The following is a 15,686-nucleotide window of genomic DNA, read 5'->3' as shown; positions in this document are numbered from 1 at the left end:
AGCGCCCCCCGCAGTCTGAATCAACGTTGGTATTGCCTCGGCTTGATCAGTCTGTCGACGCTGCACGCTAATTTGAAGTGACTCCCATGACTCAATCGGACAAGAAGACCGCCGCACGCCGCGGCGGCAAGCCTTTCACCCGTCGTAAGTTCATTGCAACCGCTGTCGGCGCCGCAGCCGCATGGGGTGGCTATTCGTACTTTTTCGGCAGTCAGTACCGCGCTGCCAGGGCCGATCGCAAGGTCGATGTGCTGCTGATTGGCGGCGGCATCATGAGCGCCACGCTCGGCGTTTATCTGAAAGAGCTGCAGCCGGACTGGACGTGCGAGGTGTTCGAGCGCCTGGACAAGGTCGCGGAAGAAAGCTCGAACGGCTGGAACAACGCCGGCACCGGACACTCGGCACTCTGCGAGCTGAACTACACGCCGATGGACGACAAGGGCAATGTCCATATCGACAAGGCCATCGACATCAACGAGAACTTCCAGATCTCGCGCCAGTTCTGGGCGCATCAGGTGCGCAAGGGCGTTTTGGGCAACCCGCGGGAGTTCATCAACTCGACGCCGCACATGAATCTGGTCTTCGGACAGGAGAACCGGGAGTTCATGCGCAAGCGCGTCGAGGCGCTCAAGGCTTCGCCGCTGTTCGCCGGCATGGAAATGACCACCGACCCGGCGAAGATTGCGGAGTGGATTCCCATCATGATGGAAGGCCGCAAGGCCGATGAGGTGGTCACCGCCACGCGTTCGCCACTCGGTACGGACGTGAATCTGGGTGAAATCACGCGGCAGTTCTACAAGCACCTGACCGCCCATGCAGGCGTGAAGCTCTCCACCGGCTACGAGGTGCGTTCCATTACCCGCAACGAGGACGGCACCTGGCGGGTCTCGGCCTTCGACACGAAGGACGGCTCCCGGATTCAGACGGTAGATGCTCGAAACGTGTTCATTGGCGCGGGCGGCGCTGCATTGCCGCTGCTGCAACTGTCCGGCATTCCCGAGGCGAAGCAATACGGCGGCTTCCCGGTGGGCGGCGAGTTCCTCGTTACGGACAAGCCCGAGATTGCCTCGCGCCATCTGGCAAAGGTCTATGGCCTTGCGGATACCGGCTCGCCCCCCATGTCGGTGCCACATCTGGATACCCGCGTGCTCGATGGCAAGAAGGTGATCCTCTTCGGGCCGTTTGCCACGTGGTCGAGCAAATTCCTCAAAAACGGCTCGTATTTCGACCTGGTCAAGGCGACGACCCCGTCGAACGTCATTCCTCAGTTGCAGGTCGGCGCTCACGAGTTTGCACTCGTGAAGTACCTTGCGCAGCAATTGGCGCTGTCCCGCGAAGAAAAGATGGCGGCGCTGCGTCACTACATGCCCGAGGCGAAGGACGAGGACTGGCGTCTGTGGGAGGCTGGACAACGCGTGCAGATCATCAAGAACGACCCGGAGAAGGGCGGCGTACTGAAGCTCGGCACGGAGGTTGTGGTGTCTGGCGACCGTTCGGTATCTGCGCTGTTGGGCGCTTCACCCGGAGGCTCGACGTCGCCGGCGATCATGCTGTCGTTGCTGGAGCGCGTGTTCCCCGAGCAGATGAAATCGCCGGCCTGGCAGCAGAAGATTCGCGAGATCGTGCCGAGCTACGGCAAGAAGCTCAATGACAATCCGCAGCTTCTGGCAAAGGAATGGGCGACCACGGCCGAGACGCTGCAACTCGCCATCGCGCCGCCCAGCCTCGACGGCTTTGTTCCGTCCACCGGCCCGATGGCGAACCCGGGCGTGGTGAAGAAGGTGCCCGATATGGCCCTGTAAGGCACGGGCACCGGAAGACAGTAGCGCAGATTGGCATGGTGAACCATCGTTCCGATATCCGGGCAGGGGCGAGCGGGGTCCAGGCGCTTACGACGGTGATGGCGATTGACCTTGCGGGCATTGCCAGTCGTAGCGGTGGTTGGCCCAACTGGGCGATCGCAGGCCTTCGACTGGATCAATGCCGAGAACGACGCTTCACGAATCTCCGGGTCGCATAACGCCGGTCTGTGGATTTGCCCGAGCCTCCAGAAAATCCACCAGCATCTTTCCGACCGGCGACAGCGTATCGAAGTCGCGCGAGCAAATGGCAAACCGGCGGCGGGCCCAATCGTCGCGCAAGGGGATTGCGCGAATACCAAGTGCCTGTGCAACGGGCTCCGCAATCTCCTGCGGGATGATGGCCAATCCCAGATTTGCGCGAACGCAGCGCAGGGCGGCATCGAATGTGGATACGACTGCCCGGTAGTCGATACGTCGGCCGAGAATTGCGGCATGTCGATTCAGCATGGTCTGGACGGCTGTTTGCGCCGGCATGCCGATATGCCGATGATCCAGCGTCTGCGCGAACACGCAATTGTCAGCCCGGGCGAGCGGATGCGAACCATGCACGATCGCTGCCAGATGGTCTGCCCGATACGGGCGGGTCTGAAATCCTTCCAGATCGGCCGCATCCCAGCAAATCGCTAGTGGTGCCGAGCCTTCGCGCAGCGACCGCACAACGTCGATGCTCAGGCTTTCCTCGATCGTGACACCCACATCCTGATGACCCGGGATCTGCAGGAAGGCAGCGATGTCGTCCGGCAGCGATTCCGCCATCGACGATACCGTCGCCAGCAGGCGCACCTGACCCCGAATGCCAGAGCCAAAGTCAGCCATGTCGCGCGACACGCGGTCGGCTGCGGCCAGCATTGCTCGTGCGTGAGTCAGCACAATTTCGCCGGCGGCGGTAGGCACCACGCCACGGCGGCGACGGTCCAGCAGGCTTGCGCCGACCGTCTCCTCAAGCTGCGCCAGCCGCTTGCTGATTGCGGACGCCACGATATGTTGCTGCTCGCCGGCGCGCGCGATGTTCTGGGTTTCGCACACGGCGACGAATAGCCGGAGGGTGGTCAGGTCGAGATCTCGCATGCGTGGATTGTAGGCCCAGACATTCCGATATGGAACGATAGCGATGGCGGAAGATCGCTTTCGATTGTTTTTGGAACGGCATAGAGTGACAGGTATCGCGTGTCTCTCCCCGGCGTCCCGCCGCAAGCCATGACCCCTGCATCGCATCACCAGAAACCGGCCGCCTGGCCGCCGCGCGCCGTCATCCGGGAAGTCGGATTGCGTGACGGGCTGCAGAGTATTCAGACCATCGTCCCCACCGAACACAAGAAGCGCTGGATTCGTGCTGCCCACGCGGCAGGCCAGCGCGAGATGGAGGTGGGCTCGTTCGTTCCCGCACGGCTGTTGCCGCAACTGGCCGATACGGCCGAGCTGGTGGCGTTCGCCCGCACGCTGCCGGGGTCGTTCGTCTCGGTGCTCGTGCCCAACCTGCGCGGCGCCCAGGATGCCATCGCCAGCGGTGCTGACCTGATGATCGTGCCGTTGTCCGCCAGCCATGCGCATAGCCTTGCCAATCTGCGCAAGACTCCCGACGACGTGGTGGCCGAGGTGGCACGTATCCGCGCGGCGCGCGACGCCGCGGGGTCCAGGACGCTGATCGAAGGTGGCGTGGGCACGGCCTTTGGCTGCACGCTACAGGGTCGCGTGCAGCCCGATGAAGTACTGCGGCTGATGCAGGCGCTGCTCGACGCGGGCGCCGATCGCGTGAGCCTGGCCGACACGGTGGGCTACGCCGATCCGCGCATGGTGCATGAGCTGTTCGAGCGCGCCGTGGCGATTGCCGGCGACCGCTTCTGGTGCGGCCATTTCCACGATACACGCGGACTGGGCCTGGCCAATGTGCTGGCGGCCATGCAAACCGGCGTCACGCGCTTCGATGCCTGCCTGGCCGGCATCGGCGGCTGCCCGCACGCGCCCGGCGCCAGCGGCAACGTGACGACCGAAGACCTGGCGTACATGCTCGGTAGCATGGGCATCGAGACTGGCGTCGATATCGATGCACTGCTGGCATTGCGACAGCAGGTGAAAGGCTGGCTTGCCGGAGAAACGCTGCACGGCACGCTCTGGCGCGCTGGATTGCCCAAAACCTTTGCTGCCGGCGCCCATCGCGCGGTGGCTTGATCGACATCCTGGACCGTACCATGCAACAAGAGAACCCATCGCTGCCGTTGGCCGGCATCCGCGTCGTCGAATTTACCCACATGGTGATGGGGCCCACCTGCGGCATGATCCTGGCCGACCTGGGCGCCGAGGTCATCAAGGTGGAACCGCCCGGTGGCGACAAGACCCGCAATCTGCCCGGGCTGGGCATCGGCTTTTTCCGCGCCTTCAACCGCAACAAGAAGAGCGTGGTGCTGGACATCACGACCGAAGAAGGGCGCGCGGCCGCCGCCGAACTGGCCGGGCAGAGCGATGTGTTGCTGGAAAACTTCCGGCCCGGCCTGATGGAAAAGCTCGGTCTCGACTACGCAACGTTGTCGGCAAGGTACCCGCACCTGATCTACGTTTCCCACAAGGGCTTCCTGCCCGGACCGTACGAAAAACGCCTGGCGCTCGATGAAGTCGTGCAGATGATGGGCGGCCTGTCCTACATGACAGGGCCGAAAGGACGGCCGCTGCGCGCGGGCACTTCGGTCAACGACATCATGGGCGGCATGTTCGGCGCCATCGGCGTGCTGGCCGCGCTGCGCGAACGTGATCGTACCGGCCGTGGTCAGGAGATCCAGAGCGCGCTGTTCGAAAACTGCGTGTTCCGGTGGCGACAAGACCCGCAATCTGCCCGGGCTGGGCATCGGCTTTTTCCGCGCCTTCAACCGCAACAAGAAGAGCGTGGTGCTGGACATCACGACCGAAGAAGGGCGCGCGGCCGCCGCCGAACTGGCCGGGCAGAGCGATGTGTTGCTGGAAAACTTCCGGCCCGGCCTGATGGAAAAGCTCGGTCTCGACTACGCAACGTTGTCGGCAAGGTACCCGCACCTGATCTACGTTTCCCACAAGGGCTTCCTGCCCGGACCGTACGAAAAACGCCTGGCGCTCGATGAAGTCGTGCAGATGATGGGCGGCCTGTCCTACATGACAGGGCCGAAAGGACGGCCGCTGCGCGCGGGCACTTCGGTCAACGACATCATGGGCGGCATGTTCGGCGCCATCGGCGTGCTGGCCGCGCTGCGCGAACGTGATCGTACCGGCCGTGGTCAGGAGATCCAGAGCGCGCTGTTCGAAAACTGCGTGTTCCTGGCGTCGCAGCATATGCAGCAGTTTGCGATGACGGGCGAGGCGCCGCCGCCGATGCCGTCGCGCGTGTCGGCGTGGAGCGTCTATGACGTCTTCACGCTGGCCGACGGCGAGCAGCTCTTCATCGGTGCGGTCAGCGACAAGCAGTTCGTTACGCTCTGCAACGTGCTCGGGCATGCAGAACTGGTCCACCGGCCCGAGTACCGCGATAACGCGTCCCGTGTGGCAGTGCGGCCCCAGTTGCTGGAAGAACTGGGCACCATTCTTCAGCACCATCGCCCCGAAGCATTGATGCCCCAACTCGAGGCCGCCGGCATTCCTTATGCGCCGATCGTCCGCCCGGACCAGTTGCTCGACGATCCACACCTGAAGGAAAGCGGCGGGCTGGTGCCGATGCAGGTGGACGACGGTTCGATCGCGCCCACGGTCCTGTTGCCGCTATTGATGGGCGGCAGGCGACCGGGAGTCAGGCATCCGTTGCCCAGGCCCGGCGAGCACAACGACGAAGTGCTCGGGCGCATGACAAGGCCAGGTGACTGAGCCAGGCCCCGAAATTGCCTTACCGCTGTTCCCATAACAAAGACGGAGACAACCATGATTTCACGCCCCTGCTGGAGGGCCGTGGCCGCTGCCACGGGCTTTCTGCTATGCACCGCGTTGCCCGCGCTGGCTCAAGTCGGCAAGCCGGTGCGGCTGATCCTGCCGATCAGCGCGGGTTCCGGCGTCGATGCCATCGCCCGTACCGCTGGCCCCGCGCTGGGCAAGGCCATGGGGCAACCCGTGGTGATCGAGAACCTGCCTGGAGCAGGTGGCATCACCGGTGCGGCCGCCGTGGTCAAGGCGCAACCTGACGGCCTGACGCTGGGACTGGTGTCGAACAATCATGTGATCAACCCGAGCGTATTCAAGTCGATGCCCTTCGACCCGATCAAGGACGTGACGCCGATCAGCGTAATCGGCGCCACCCAGCTCGTGCTGGTGGTCAATCCGAAAGTCCCTGCGAAGAACGTCAAGGAACTGGTGGCGCTTCTCAAGGCGAAGCCCGATGCCTACAACTATGCATCGTCGGGGAACGGCACGATCATCCACCTCGCGGGGGAGATGTTCCTGAGCGAAGCCGGCGTCAAGGCCAATCACATCCCCTACAAGGGCACCGGCCCGATGGTGACCGACCTGCTTGGCGGGCAGGTGGACATGGGGGTGGTGGCACTCAATGCCGCGTTGCCTTACCTGAAGGCCGGCACCTTGCGTGCCATTGGCGTGTGTGGCGATGCGCGTTCGCCCGTGGCTCCCGATGTTCCGACCATCGCGGAGCAGGGCCTGCCCGATTACCACGTCGAAGGCTGGTTTGCCGTCGTGGGCCCCGCCAACATGAAGCCCGCCGATGTGAAGCGGATACATGACGCCTTTGCCACGGCGTTCTCCAGCCCCGAGGTGGTCGAAGCCCTGAAGAAGCAGGCCACCGCCATCAAGCCCGGATCTCCCGAGGCGGCCGCCCAGTTCTTCCGTACCGAAGCCGACCGTTACGCCGGCCTGGTGAAGAAGGCCAACGTCAAGGTCGAATAGTCCATCCCACCGAGAACATGTCCATCTAGCGGCTTTCGTGCCTGGTTTGATTACGAGCCATGCAAGCGGCGCCATTCAGTGATCTCGCCCTCTTCGGCGAGAGCCTGGTAGGAGGGAAACTGCGCGCCGGTGGCACACGCGTGGTTTGGCAGGATACGCAGCCGTGTGCCGATCGGGAAACGCCTGGCGATGTCGGTATCCGTGGCATCCGCGCGCGACAGGATGCCGTGTTCCTGATTTGCGCCACGGAGGATGTAGCCCGGAATGACTGCACCATCGACTCCGCACACCTGGCCATAGCCGAAGTCGCGTTTCTGGTTCTGCGTGCCGCGGTCGCGGCTCATGGCCATCCAGCCCGCATCGACGATGGCCCAGCCTTTGTCGGCTTGGTGTCCGATCACGGTGGTGATCACACTCAGTGCGATGTCTTCGGTCGAACAAACGCCCACGTTGTGCATGACGAGGTCGAAGAAGACGTAGACGCCGGCGCGTACTTCTGTCACGCCTTGCAGGTGGTTCGCGGAGAGCGCTGTCGGCGTGGAGCCAACGCTGACCACCGGGCAGGGCAGGCCGGCTTCACGCAGCCGATCGGCAGCGCGAACGCAGCCGGACCGCTCCTGCTCGGCCATCGCGGCAAGTGTTTCCGGCGTATCGAATTCATAGCTGGAACCCGCGTGCGTCATCACGCCACCAAGACGCGCGCCACCTTCGTGCAGCACGGTCGCGACATCGATGAGTGCTGGTTCATCCGGGCGGATGCCGGAACGGTGGCCGTCGGTATCGATCTCGATCCAGACTTCGAAGACCTCGCCGTTTTCCGCGCCGAAGGCAACGATAGCGCGCGCAGAATCCACGCTGTCGGTCACGATCTTCAGGTCGCAGCCACGGCGGCGGAGCGCCAACGCTTGGGGCAGCTTGTTGGCCACCATGCCCACGCCGTAGAGGATGTCGGTGATGCCGTCGTCAAAGAAATGGGCCGCTTCCTTCAGTGTGGAGACGGTGATGCCGCTGGCCCCGGCTGCGATCTGCGCGCGTACGACCTGCGAGCACTTGCTGGTCTTGGCGTGCGGGCGGAAGCGCACGCCAAGCGCGTCCATGCGTGTCTGCATCCGTTGTATGTTCCGATGCATGCGCGAGGTGTCGATGACTGCTGCGGGAGTTTCCAACTTCATTAGCGACGTGGAGGAAGTGTTCATGTCGTCCATGATCTTGTCAGTCCATGTATTGGCTTTTGGCCTTCAGGGCGGGTACGTCTTTGCGCAGGCCACGCGAGATGAGGCCCGACACCGCGCTGGGCGAAGGGCCATAGCGGATCCTCTTAGCGGCTGGCAGCACGAAAGGACCGCAACCACGGCAGTGCCGGGGGCAGCGTCGAATACTCGACTTCTGGCGCGGGCGCACCGGCAGGCAGCACGAGGCCGATGCGGTTATGCCAATACGTGCGCAATCCCACTGCTGAGGTACCGAACATGTCATAGCCGGAACCGGCCACGAAGGCCGCATCGGGTGCCTGCACGCGGAGTGCCTCCAGGGCGAGCTGGTACGGGCGCGGATCGGGCTTGTAGTAGCCGGCTGCCTCGGAAGTGACCACGACATCCCAGTCGACTCCCAACAGGGCGGCAGCGCGCTGCCCCAGGCGCTCGGAGCAGTTCGTCACGACCGCCAGTTTGCAATGCGGCCGCAGTGCCTGCAGCAACTCGCGGGTGCCGTCCCACAGTGGTAATTCGTCCCAGCGCGCTTCCAGCGCCTGCGGGGCCGTCGGGGGCAAGCCGACGTGTTCGGCCGCTTCCCGCACCAGTTGTTCATAGCTCACGTAGGCGCCGCAGCCGTAGGTCCTCCGCAGATACTCGGCCCGCCAGGCGCGGCCCGCGGCCTCGGACCCGGCGGCCGAATTCCAGAGGGTCCAGGAGTCCAGCAATGCGGTGAGCAGGTCGAAAAGCACGGCACTCGGCCAGGCGGGCGAAAGGCGGGGAGCGACTTTGTCCATGAGATCCTTTTACGAGAGGTTTGCGCAGCGGCGCACTGTCGTCAGAGGTTCCCAGTGTAGAAACGATAGTGTGGCTCGTGGTTAAATCCCGGAACATCAATCGTTAAGCTGAAGTGAATGATCCAGATCGAGGACTTGCGCCTGGTCGAGGCGCTGGCACAGTCGCCCTCGCTTAGCGCAGCGGCGCGCGCGCTTAACGTGACGCCACCGGCATTGTCCGCGCGCCTGCGCAAGCTGGAGTCCATCCTGGGCCTTGCGCTTGCCACCCGCACTGCCAGGCGGTTGAGCCTGACGCCCGAAGGCGAACGCTTCGCCCGTGAGAGCGCGGCGCTGCTGGCTCAGCTCAATGCGCTTCCCGAGTCTTTCAGGCGGGAGGACAGCCGACTCACGGGCACGCTCCGTATTGCCGCCCCCTTTGGCTACGGACGGCACCATATCGCCCCACTTCTGGGGCGTTTTGCGCTGGCCCATCCGGGCTTGCGCTTGCAGCTTGATTTGCATGAGACCCCCTGGCCGGACCGCCACGACTCGGATGCCGTGGTCCACATCGGCGCGGTACGCGATTCATCCTGGATCGCCCGCACACTGGCCCCCAATGCGCGGTGGCTGTGCGCCAGCCCGGCCTACTTGAGCCAGCACGGCACGCCCGCGGAGCCCCGCGACTTGCTCTCGCACGCCTGCATCTGCATCCGCGAGAACGACGAGGACGCGACGCTGTGGCGCTTCCGTTGGCCGGGCGGCAGCGCAGGGCGGCGATCCCGGGCACGAGAGACCGTGCGTGTCGTGGCCGCCTACACCAGCAATGACGGCAGTATTGCGCGCCAGTGGGCAGAGCAGGGCCTGGGACTGGTGCTCCGTTCGGAATGGGACGTGGCCGACGCTGTCGCGCGCGGCAGACTGGTGCGGGTGCTGGCTGACTGGGAGTTCGACAGCGCGCCGGTGACATTGCTGGTGCCGACGCGTCGCGGACGTACGGCCCGTGTACAAGCGGTGATGCAATTCCTGGAAGAGGCCTTGGGCGGCGACAGGCAGGAAATGCAGTGAGGTGCGCGCGGAGCCGACTTGGTTACCCACGCAAATATCGATACAACGCCTTCAGGCCGCGTGGTGTTCCAGGCCCGCACACAGTGCGTCGAACGGAACCTTGCAGCGCGCGCTGTGGCGCAGGTCCTCATGCATCGCGACCCACATTTCGAGTGGAAAGGTGAAGTCGTCGGCCAGCACGCGCACAAGGTCAGGATAGCGCCGAGCCAGTGCAACCTGACAGACGCCAATGCCTGCGCCTGCGCGGATCAATGCGAATTGAGCGAGGTCGCTGTCCGTGCGCACCGTAAAGGCATCCCGGCGCCAGCCCGGGAGCGTCTTGCTTCCCGCTCGCAGGAACGGCGTCTCCTCGTCGAAACCGATCAACGCATGCATCGCCAGCTCGGCGGGCTTCTCGGGGCTTCCCCGTTTGCTCAAATAGTGTCGATGCGCATGCAGGCCCAGTTGGACGACACCAATGCGCCGGGCCAGCAAGGCGTCCTGGTTGGGGCGCGTCATGCGGACGGCAATGTCGGCTTCGCGCAGCAGCAGGTCCTGGACACGGTTCGTCAGCGCGAGTTCGACCTTGAGTCCCGGGTGCGCCGCCTGTAGTTGCGCCACGATAGGGGGCAGAACCTCGGCGCCTATGACTTCGCTCGCGCTGATGCGCACGGTGCCCTTGACGTCGCCCTGGCTTTCCGCGGCGCGCATCAGGGCCGCTGCGGAAGTGCTCATGGCCTCGGCGTAGGGCTTGAGTTCGAGCGCGGCCGGAGTTGGGAGCAGCCCCGTCTGCGAGCGGGTGAAGAGGGTGAGCCCCAGGGACTTCTCCAGTGCTTCGACATGGCGACCTACTGTCGGTTGGGCGAGCCCCAGAGCGCGTGCGGCGCCAGACAGCGAGCCTTCCTGAAGCACACTGAGGTAAGAGCGATAGAGTTCCCAGCTAGGTTCCGTGGCCATGCAAAAATGTATATCAGCTATACGATGTTTGCCAATTTTATTGGAAACACGGTGCATTGAAAATGCTTCCCATGTTCAAGGGGAGATTCGATATGCAAACCGACAAGGCAGCATTGGTTCTTGGCGCTACAGGCGGCATCGGTTGTGAGGTCGCCCGGCAGCTTCGGGACGCGGGCTGGAGCGTGCGCGGGCTCGCGCGCAGCCAATACGCCCCGTCGACTGATGATGGCATCACCTGGATCGCCGGTGATGCAATGCGCCGAGAGGATGTCATGGCGGCCGCGCAGGGGTGCTCGGTGATCGTGCATGCGGTGAATCCGCAGGGTTACCGCCGCTGGGCAGAACTGGTGCTGCCCATGATCGACAATACGATCGCCGCGGCGACAACACAAGGCGCCACCATCTTGCTGCCCGGTACCGTCTATAACTTCGGTCCGGACGCCTTCCCGGAACCGCATGAAGGCTCGCCACAGCAGCCGCTCACGCGCAAGGGAGGCATCCGGGTCGAACTGGAACGGCGTCTGCGTTTGGCCACGGCCAGCGGCGTACGTACGATAGTGGTTCGTGCGGGTGACTTCTTTGGCCCGAAACCTGGCAATAGCTGGTTCTCCCAGGCAATGGTCAAACCGGGCCGGGCCGTTACCGTCATCAATCTTCCTGGCCGAAAGGGCATTGGGCATCAGTGGTCGTATCTGCCCGACGTGGCGCGCACGATGGTGGAACTGCTCGCGCGGCGGGAATCGCTGGAACCGTTTGCGGCGTTCCACATGGCAGGGCATTGGGATGAGGACGGCATGCAGATGGCCGAAGCCATTCGCCGCGTCGTGGTTCGTCGTGGCGGCCGCGTGCCAACACTGCGCCCGTTCCCGTGGTGGCTGCTCAGTGTCGTCTCGCCCTTCGTCACCACTTTCCGCGAGATGCGCGAGATGCGTTACCTATGGCAGAAGCCGGTGCGCATGACCAACGACAAGCTGCTATCCGTGCTCGGAGAGGAACCACACACGCCGCTCGATCGTGCCATTGAGGCGACGTTGCACGGCATGGGGTGCCTCGATCCGTCGAGCGTAGTCGTCCGGACCGCCTCGGCCTACTGGCCCTCGAGCCACTGAATTGCGAAGCGCATCAGTTCCTTGCCACTTCGGATGCCCAGCTTCTGCTTGATGTTGGCTTGGTGAGCTTCGATGGTCTTGATACTGCGACTCATTTTCTCGGCGATTTCACGTGTACTGAAGCCAAGTCCGATCAGGTGCAGGACCTCGAATTCCCGCTCTGACAGGTTTGCGATGGCGCTTGTGGGCGCTTTGGTCGGCGTTGTCAGCGTGCGCGCGAGCTTCTCATGCATCGCTGCGCTCAAGTAGACGTTTCCGGCGAGTACCTCTCGGATGGCGTTCAGGATGTGTTCCGTGGCCCCGAGCTTCATAAGATACCCGTTGGCGCCGGCCCGCAATGCACGCTCGGCGAACAGGGCTTCGTCGTGCATGCTGAGAACGAGGATCGCCAGCGTCGGATGGTGCTGCCTGAAATGCCTGACGAGGTCCAGGCCGGAGTTCGACTGCAGGCTGAGATCCACGATGGCCAGGTCGGGCTTGCAGGCGACAGCCGTCAATGCTTCTTCGGCACTGCCGGCCACGCAGCAAACGTGCAGGTTCTCATGTGCATGCAGCAAGTGGGTCAGCCCTTCCCGGATAATAGGATGGTCATCCACGATAAGGATCTGGACCGCACGGGGCGGGCTATATGATGTTCCTTGCATCGTCCGGGCTCTCCGGTATCGGGAAGCGGATTGCGACCGTGGTACCGCCCCAGCTATTGCAGGAGACCGTGCACGATCCCCCAAGCAGACTCGCCCGATGGCGCAGGTTGTGCAGTCCCAGCCCTGTGCCATGTGCCAGCTGGTCTTCGGCGAGACCGACGCCATCATCACTGATAGAGAGCTGCTGAAAACCGCTGTCGCGATCCAGCTCGATCCATATGTGGCTGCCGTGGCTGTATTTGAGCGCATTGTTGACTGCTTCCTGTGCCGCGCGGAAGAGATGGTTTTGCATCGGCGGCGCCAGGAAGTCCGCCGGTGACTTGACCTGGAGCGCGCAGTCGATGCCGTTCACCGAACGCGTCGTCGTGACCAGGGCTTGCAGGGCAGCGGTCAAGCCACCTGCCTCCATGGCGACAGGATCCAGCCCGTGCGCGACCTTGCGTGTCATCAGAGCGGCCTGCTTGACCAGTTCGACGATCTTCTCGGCGCTGGGGGCTGCCGGATGGCGATGCTTCTGCAATTCCTCGCTCAGCGCCACACAGTAGAAGTCCAGGCTGGTGAGGTGCTGGCCAAGGCCATCGTGCAATTCCTGGCCGATGAGCCTCTGCTGCAGATCGCCGCTCCGGATCAGTTCGGCTTCGAGCAGGCGGCGTCGCGCGATCTCCTTCCTCAACTCCTGGTTCGCGCGCTCGAGTTCCTGGGTTCGTTCTTGTACGCGCGTCTCCAGCATGACGTGGGAGGCGAGCAGGAGCCACTGGATTCGCTTTTCCTGGGCATGTGCCGCTACGAGCAGCGGCCCGGCAAGGGCCACGACGTTGGTAAATGCGCACCATCTGACCAGACTGTCCACCGACGTTGCGCCTGCAAAGGGACCGGTGCCGTGTGTGGTGCCCCAGATGGCGATGATCGAAACAAGCAATGTCGAGAGGCATGTGCCCCAGTGGTCAAAGCGCAATGCCGCCCAGATGGTGAACGGGAACACTGCCAGTGCAGCAGGATAGTACCCATGCCCTGCGAGTTCGCCGGCGCCGAAGATGAGATAGCTGATCCACGCCGTCGCAAGGGCAAGTGCACACGCTTCCGAGGCCAGTTTGGCAGAGTGGATGGGGTTTGGATACGAGATCGATGTCAGGAGCGCAGGAGCCACGACCAGAACGCCCATCATGTCCCCGAGCCACCATTGCAGAAGGGCAGGGGCGAATTCGCCGGGATGCGCGAGCCCCGCTGCTACGAGCGCACTGGCGCCGATGAGCGCGCTCACTGTCGTACTGGTCGTCGCACCGAGGACGATAAAGGCGATGACGTCCTTGCTGCGATCCATGGTGCACCGGAATCGCACAAAACGCGTCAATGATAGCCACCCCAGCAGGGACGCGGTCATCGCGCCAAGCCCGATGACCAGCGCTACCCGAGTCGGCACGCCCACCGACATGTTGGCTGCAACCGAGCCGATCGCGATTCCGGGAGCACCCTGGATACCCAGAACAAGCAGGGCCGCCAGAGCGATCCCGCTGGAGGGCCAGACGAGAGACACGGCGCCTCCCACCATCGCATAGGAAAGTCCGACCTTTGCACCGGCGAAGTACGCCAGGGCGACGAGAGCAGTACTAAAAAAGGGATGGGACCGCGCGGATTGCGTGATGTTCTGCATGGCTTGCTTCCAATCATGGGGCAGACCTTCGGAACTTCAGGCTTCTTCTCGGCCACAATGACGGCGCTTGTGCGCGGTATTACGCCTTTGCCAAGCACGCTGGCACGGGCGCAGCATAAAACTCCTTAGAATTTATGCCAGATTCCCAATGGGGGTAAGGATCGATTCAACGTGTCATGCAGATTTGGCGGCAAACCTGGATACTCATGGCGGATTTTCCCGTGCTGCCCGCCGATTCGATTCCTGTTCGCACGGATGTGGCGCGGAATTCCACGAATAGGGCGTTCCCCTAGGAGCTTTTCGGACAAGTTCCCCATACGCGTACGCGCGGTCGACGCCTACATTGACGGGTACGAAGTTGAGCGGCACAAACTGAGCTTCGGTCGTTCTTCCAACCACGTTAATGGGGGTGAAAAATGGTAAGAACAATCTTCTTGCTCGCAGCGGCGAGCGCGGCACTCACCGCTGGTGTGGCCTATGCGGGGGTGGGGTCGCGGGATGTCTACACCGACGGCGCCAACACGGTGGGCCCGCGGGATCCCTATAGCGATGGCGGGCTGACGTCAAAGTTCGACGTGTTCTCCGATGGCGCGCGCGTCACGGACAGGAGAGATGCGTTCACCGATGGAGCATGACGTACGAGCATGGTGAATCCCCAGATGGCCGTCTCAGGCCATCGTTCAGCATGTCGCTCCGGGGTTCGTGCTGCTACCGGCGCGGCTCAAGCCGCGCCCTCGGCACAAAAGGCACCCCGTGCCAACACTTGATTTAGGCGGACGCCCCGACATCTGCGGACGACCCAGATAATGGGGTGATAGCGCCGAATCGGGATGCCCTCTTCCTAAACCTATACTGGTAGCGCCTGAGTTGGAACCGGAGCGCTGCCATGACCGATCTTCCATTCCGCCACGCCGAAACGGACTTACCCGATGCCGTCGAGTCTCTGGTCCTTGATCTTCTTGAATGGATCGGACCCGATGCACGACCTTACATCGAGGTCATCGAAGCCTGGCGCACCTCATGCCCCCGCCTGCCGGTTTGGGAGGAAGCCAATGCGCGCGGTTATCTGACACGCATCCATTCACCCGGCGGCGCTGAAGTGAAAGTCAGCGAGGCGGGTGCCGCCTATTTGCGAACCAGTCGGGGCAGGCCAACGGGGAGTCCGCAGGCAGCTGCTTGAATGGCATTGCGCAAGATGGCGGAAAATTCCTCGCCGCCAACCCGCGATATTCCTCGCCGATGATGGGTGCGGCCGTTCGCGCTGTGCCCATCGCTTCGCCCGCGGCACGTGTCGCATTCAAAGATCACTAAGATCTCGGTCAGAAAATTCTGAATTCCGCTTGGCGTTGTCTTCTGCAACGATAGCCTCAAGGTGCATTCCGCGCGAGATTCTTGCATTGCGGAGGGAGAGTCACGCGCGGGCCACCGGCTTTCAGTCCTCGACGTGGCCTGCGAGGGCACTTTCACTGTGCTTTGCCTGCGCCGCATTCGTGTGCGGCGCAATGACCGCAATGCTGTTGTGCAAAAGGCGATGAGAGCAGTAACAAACCGACGGTGGACAATGAAGGGAGGCGGGAAATGCATCGAGGCAAGGAAGGGAGGGCG

General features: G+C 63.2%; 12 protein-coding genes and 2 pseudogenes. 8 read left to right on the top strand and 6 right to left on the bottom strand.

What is annotated here, in order from left to right; all coding sequences use genetic code 11:
- The first annotated feature begins 86 nt into the window (after positions 1 to 86).
- Positions 87 to 1,802, top strand: coding sequence for a malate dehydrogenase (quinone) (gene mqo / locus D9X30_RS22340; RefSeq protein WP_153950108.1), 1,716 nt, complete (start codon positions 87 to 89; stop codon positions 1,800 to 1,802).
- 195 nt (positions 1,803 to 1,997) lie between these two features.
- Here the strand turns inward: mqo and D9X30_RS22335 are convergent, their stop codons facing one another.
- On the bottom strand, positions 1,998 to 2,930 hold the full coding sequence (locus tag D9X30_RS22335) for a LysR family transcriptional regulator (RefSeq protein WP_153950109.1): 933 nt from the start codon (positions 2,928 to 2,930) through the stop codon (positions 1,998 to 2,000).
- A gap of 129 nt (positions 2,931 to 3,059) precedes the next feature.
- Between D9X30_RS22335 and D9X30_RS22330 the strand changes: the two genes are divergently transcribed.
- The 4 genes and pseudogenes from D9X30_RS22330 to D9X30_RS22315 all read left to right on the top strand — a co-directional run bounded on the left by D9X30_RS22330 (position 3,060) and on the right by D9X30_RS22315 (position 6,710).
- Positions 3,060 to 4,031 (top strand): hydroxymethylglutaryl-CoA lyase, encoded by a 972-nt coding sequence (locus D9X30_RS22330; protein ID WP_153950110.1) that lies wholly within the window; start codon positions 3,060 to 3,062, stop codon positions 4,029 to 4,031.
- A gap of 20 nt (positions 4,032 to 4,051) precedes the next feature.
- Positions 4,052 to 4,630 (top strand): annotated as a pseudogene (locus tag D9X30_RS22325) (CaiB/BaiF CoA transferase family protein); the annotation flags it as partial.
- A 28-nt stretch (positions 4,631 to 4,658) separates the two neighbouring features.
- Positions 4,659 to 5,684: pseudogene (locus tag D9X30_RS22320) on the top strand (CaiB/BaiF CoA transferase family protein); the annotation flags it as partial.
- Positions 5,685 to 5,738: 54 nt separating this feature from the next.
- Positions 5,739 to 6,710, top strand: coding sequence for a tripartite tricarboxylate transporter substrate binding protein (locus tag D9X30_RS22315; protein WP_153945725.1), 972 nt, complete (start codon positions 5,739 to 5,741; stop codon positions 6,708 to 6,710).
- A gap of 50 nt (positions 6,711 to 6,760) precedes the next feature.
- On the opposite strand, the gene D9X30_RS22310 is transcribed toward D9X30_RS22315, so the two are convergent.
- Positions 6,761 to 7,906 carry a DSD1 family PLP-dependent enzyme gene (locus D9X30_RS22310; RefSeq protein ID WP_153946070.1) on the bottom strand — a complete coding sequence of 382 codons (1,146 nt, stop codon included), beginning with the start codon at positions 7,904 to 7,906 and terminating at the stop codon, positions 6,761 to 6,763.
- Positions 7,907 to 8,028: 122 nt separating this feature from the next.
- Positions 8,029 to 8,697 carry an HAD family hydrolase gene (locus D9X30_RS22305; RefSeq protein WP_153945726.1) on the bottom strand — a complete coding sequence of 223 codons (669 nt, stop codon included), beginning with the start codon at positions 8,695 to 8,697 and terminating at the stop codon, positions 8,029 to 8,031.
- A gap of 117 nt (positions 8,698 to 8,814) precedes the next feature.
- Here D9X30_RS22305 and D9X30_RS22300 point away from each other — a divergent pair, with 117 nt between their 5' ends.
- On the top strand, positions 8,815 to 9,741 hold the full coding sequence (locus D9X30_RS22300) for a LysR family transcriptional regulator (protein WP_153945727.1): 927 nt from the start codon (positions 8,815 to 8,817) through the stop codon (positions 9,739 to 9,741).
- A 51-nt stretch (positions 9,742 to 9,792) separates the two neighbouring features.
- Here D9X30_RS22300 and D9X30_RS22295 read toward each other — a convergent pair whose 3' ends face one another.
- A complete protein-coding gene (locus D9X30_RS22295) occupies positions 9,793 to 10,677 on the bottom strand; it encodes a LysR family transcriptional regulator (protein ID WP_153946071.1) in 885 nt (294 codons plus the stop codon).
- Between the two features lie 92 nt (positions 10,678 to 10,769).
- Between D9X30_RS22295 and D9X30_RS22290 the strand changes: the two genes are divergently transcribed.
- Complete coding sequence (locus D9X30_RS22290) at positions 10,770 to 11,786, top strand: NAD-dependent epimerase/dehydratase family protein (RefSeq protein ID WP_153945728.1); 1,017 nt, start codon at positions 10,770 to 10,772, stop codon at positions 11,784 to 11,786.
- On the opposite strand, the gene D9X30_RS22285 is transcribed toward D9X30_RS22290, so the two are convergent.
- Both D9X30_RS22285 and D9X30_RS22280 read right to left on the bottom strand, forming a co-directional pair.
- Complete coding sequence (locus D9X30_RS22285) at positions 11,765 to 12,382, bottom strand: response regulator (protein WP_249641049.1); 618 nt, start codon at positions 12,380 to 12,382, stop codon at positions 11,765 to 11,767. The two genes, D9X30_RS22290 and D9X30_RS22285, sit on opposite strands and share 22 nt — an antisense overlap.
- Positions 12,383 to 12,410: 28 nt before the next feature.
- On the bottom strand, positions 12,411 to 14,081 hold the full coding sequence (locus D9X30_RS22280) for an MASE1 domain-containing protein (RefSeq protein ID WP_153945730.1): 1,671 nt from the start codon (positions 14,079 to 14,081) through the stop codon (positions 12,411 to 12,413).
- A gap of 886 nt (positions 14,082 to 14,967) precedes the next feature.
- Between D9X30_RS22280 and D9X30_RS22270 the strand changes: the two genes are divergently transcribed.
- Positions 14,968 to 15,261, top strand: coding sequence for a 3-phosphoglycerate dehydrogenase (locus D9X30_RS22270; RefSeq protein ID WP_153945731.1), 294 nt, complete (start codon positions 14,968 to 14,970; stop codon positions 15,259 to 15,261).
- Positions 15,262 to 15,686: the final 425 nt, after the last annotated feature.

This window comes from Cupriavidus sp. U2 (assembly GCF_009663685.2).
GTDB classification, from domain to species: domain Bacteria; phylum Pseudomonadota; class Gammaproteobacteria; order Burkholderiales; family Burkholderiaceae; genus Cupriavidus; species Cupriavidus necator_C.
The sequence above is the reverse complement of the archived record's forward strand: the minus strand, read 5'-3'. Positions and strand labels throughout refer to the sequence as shown.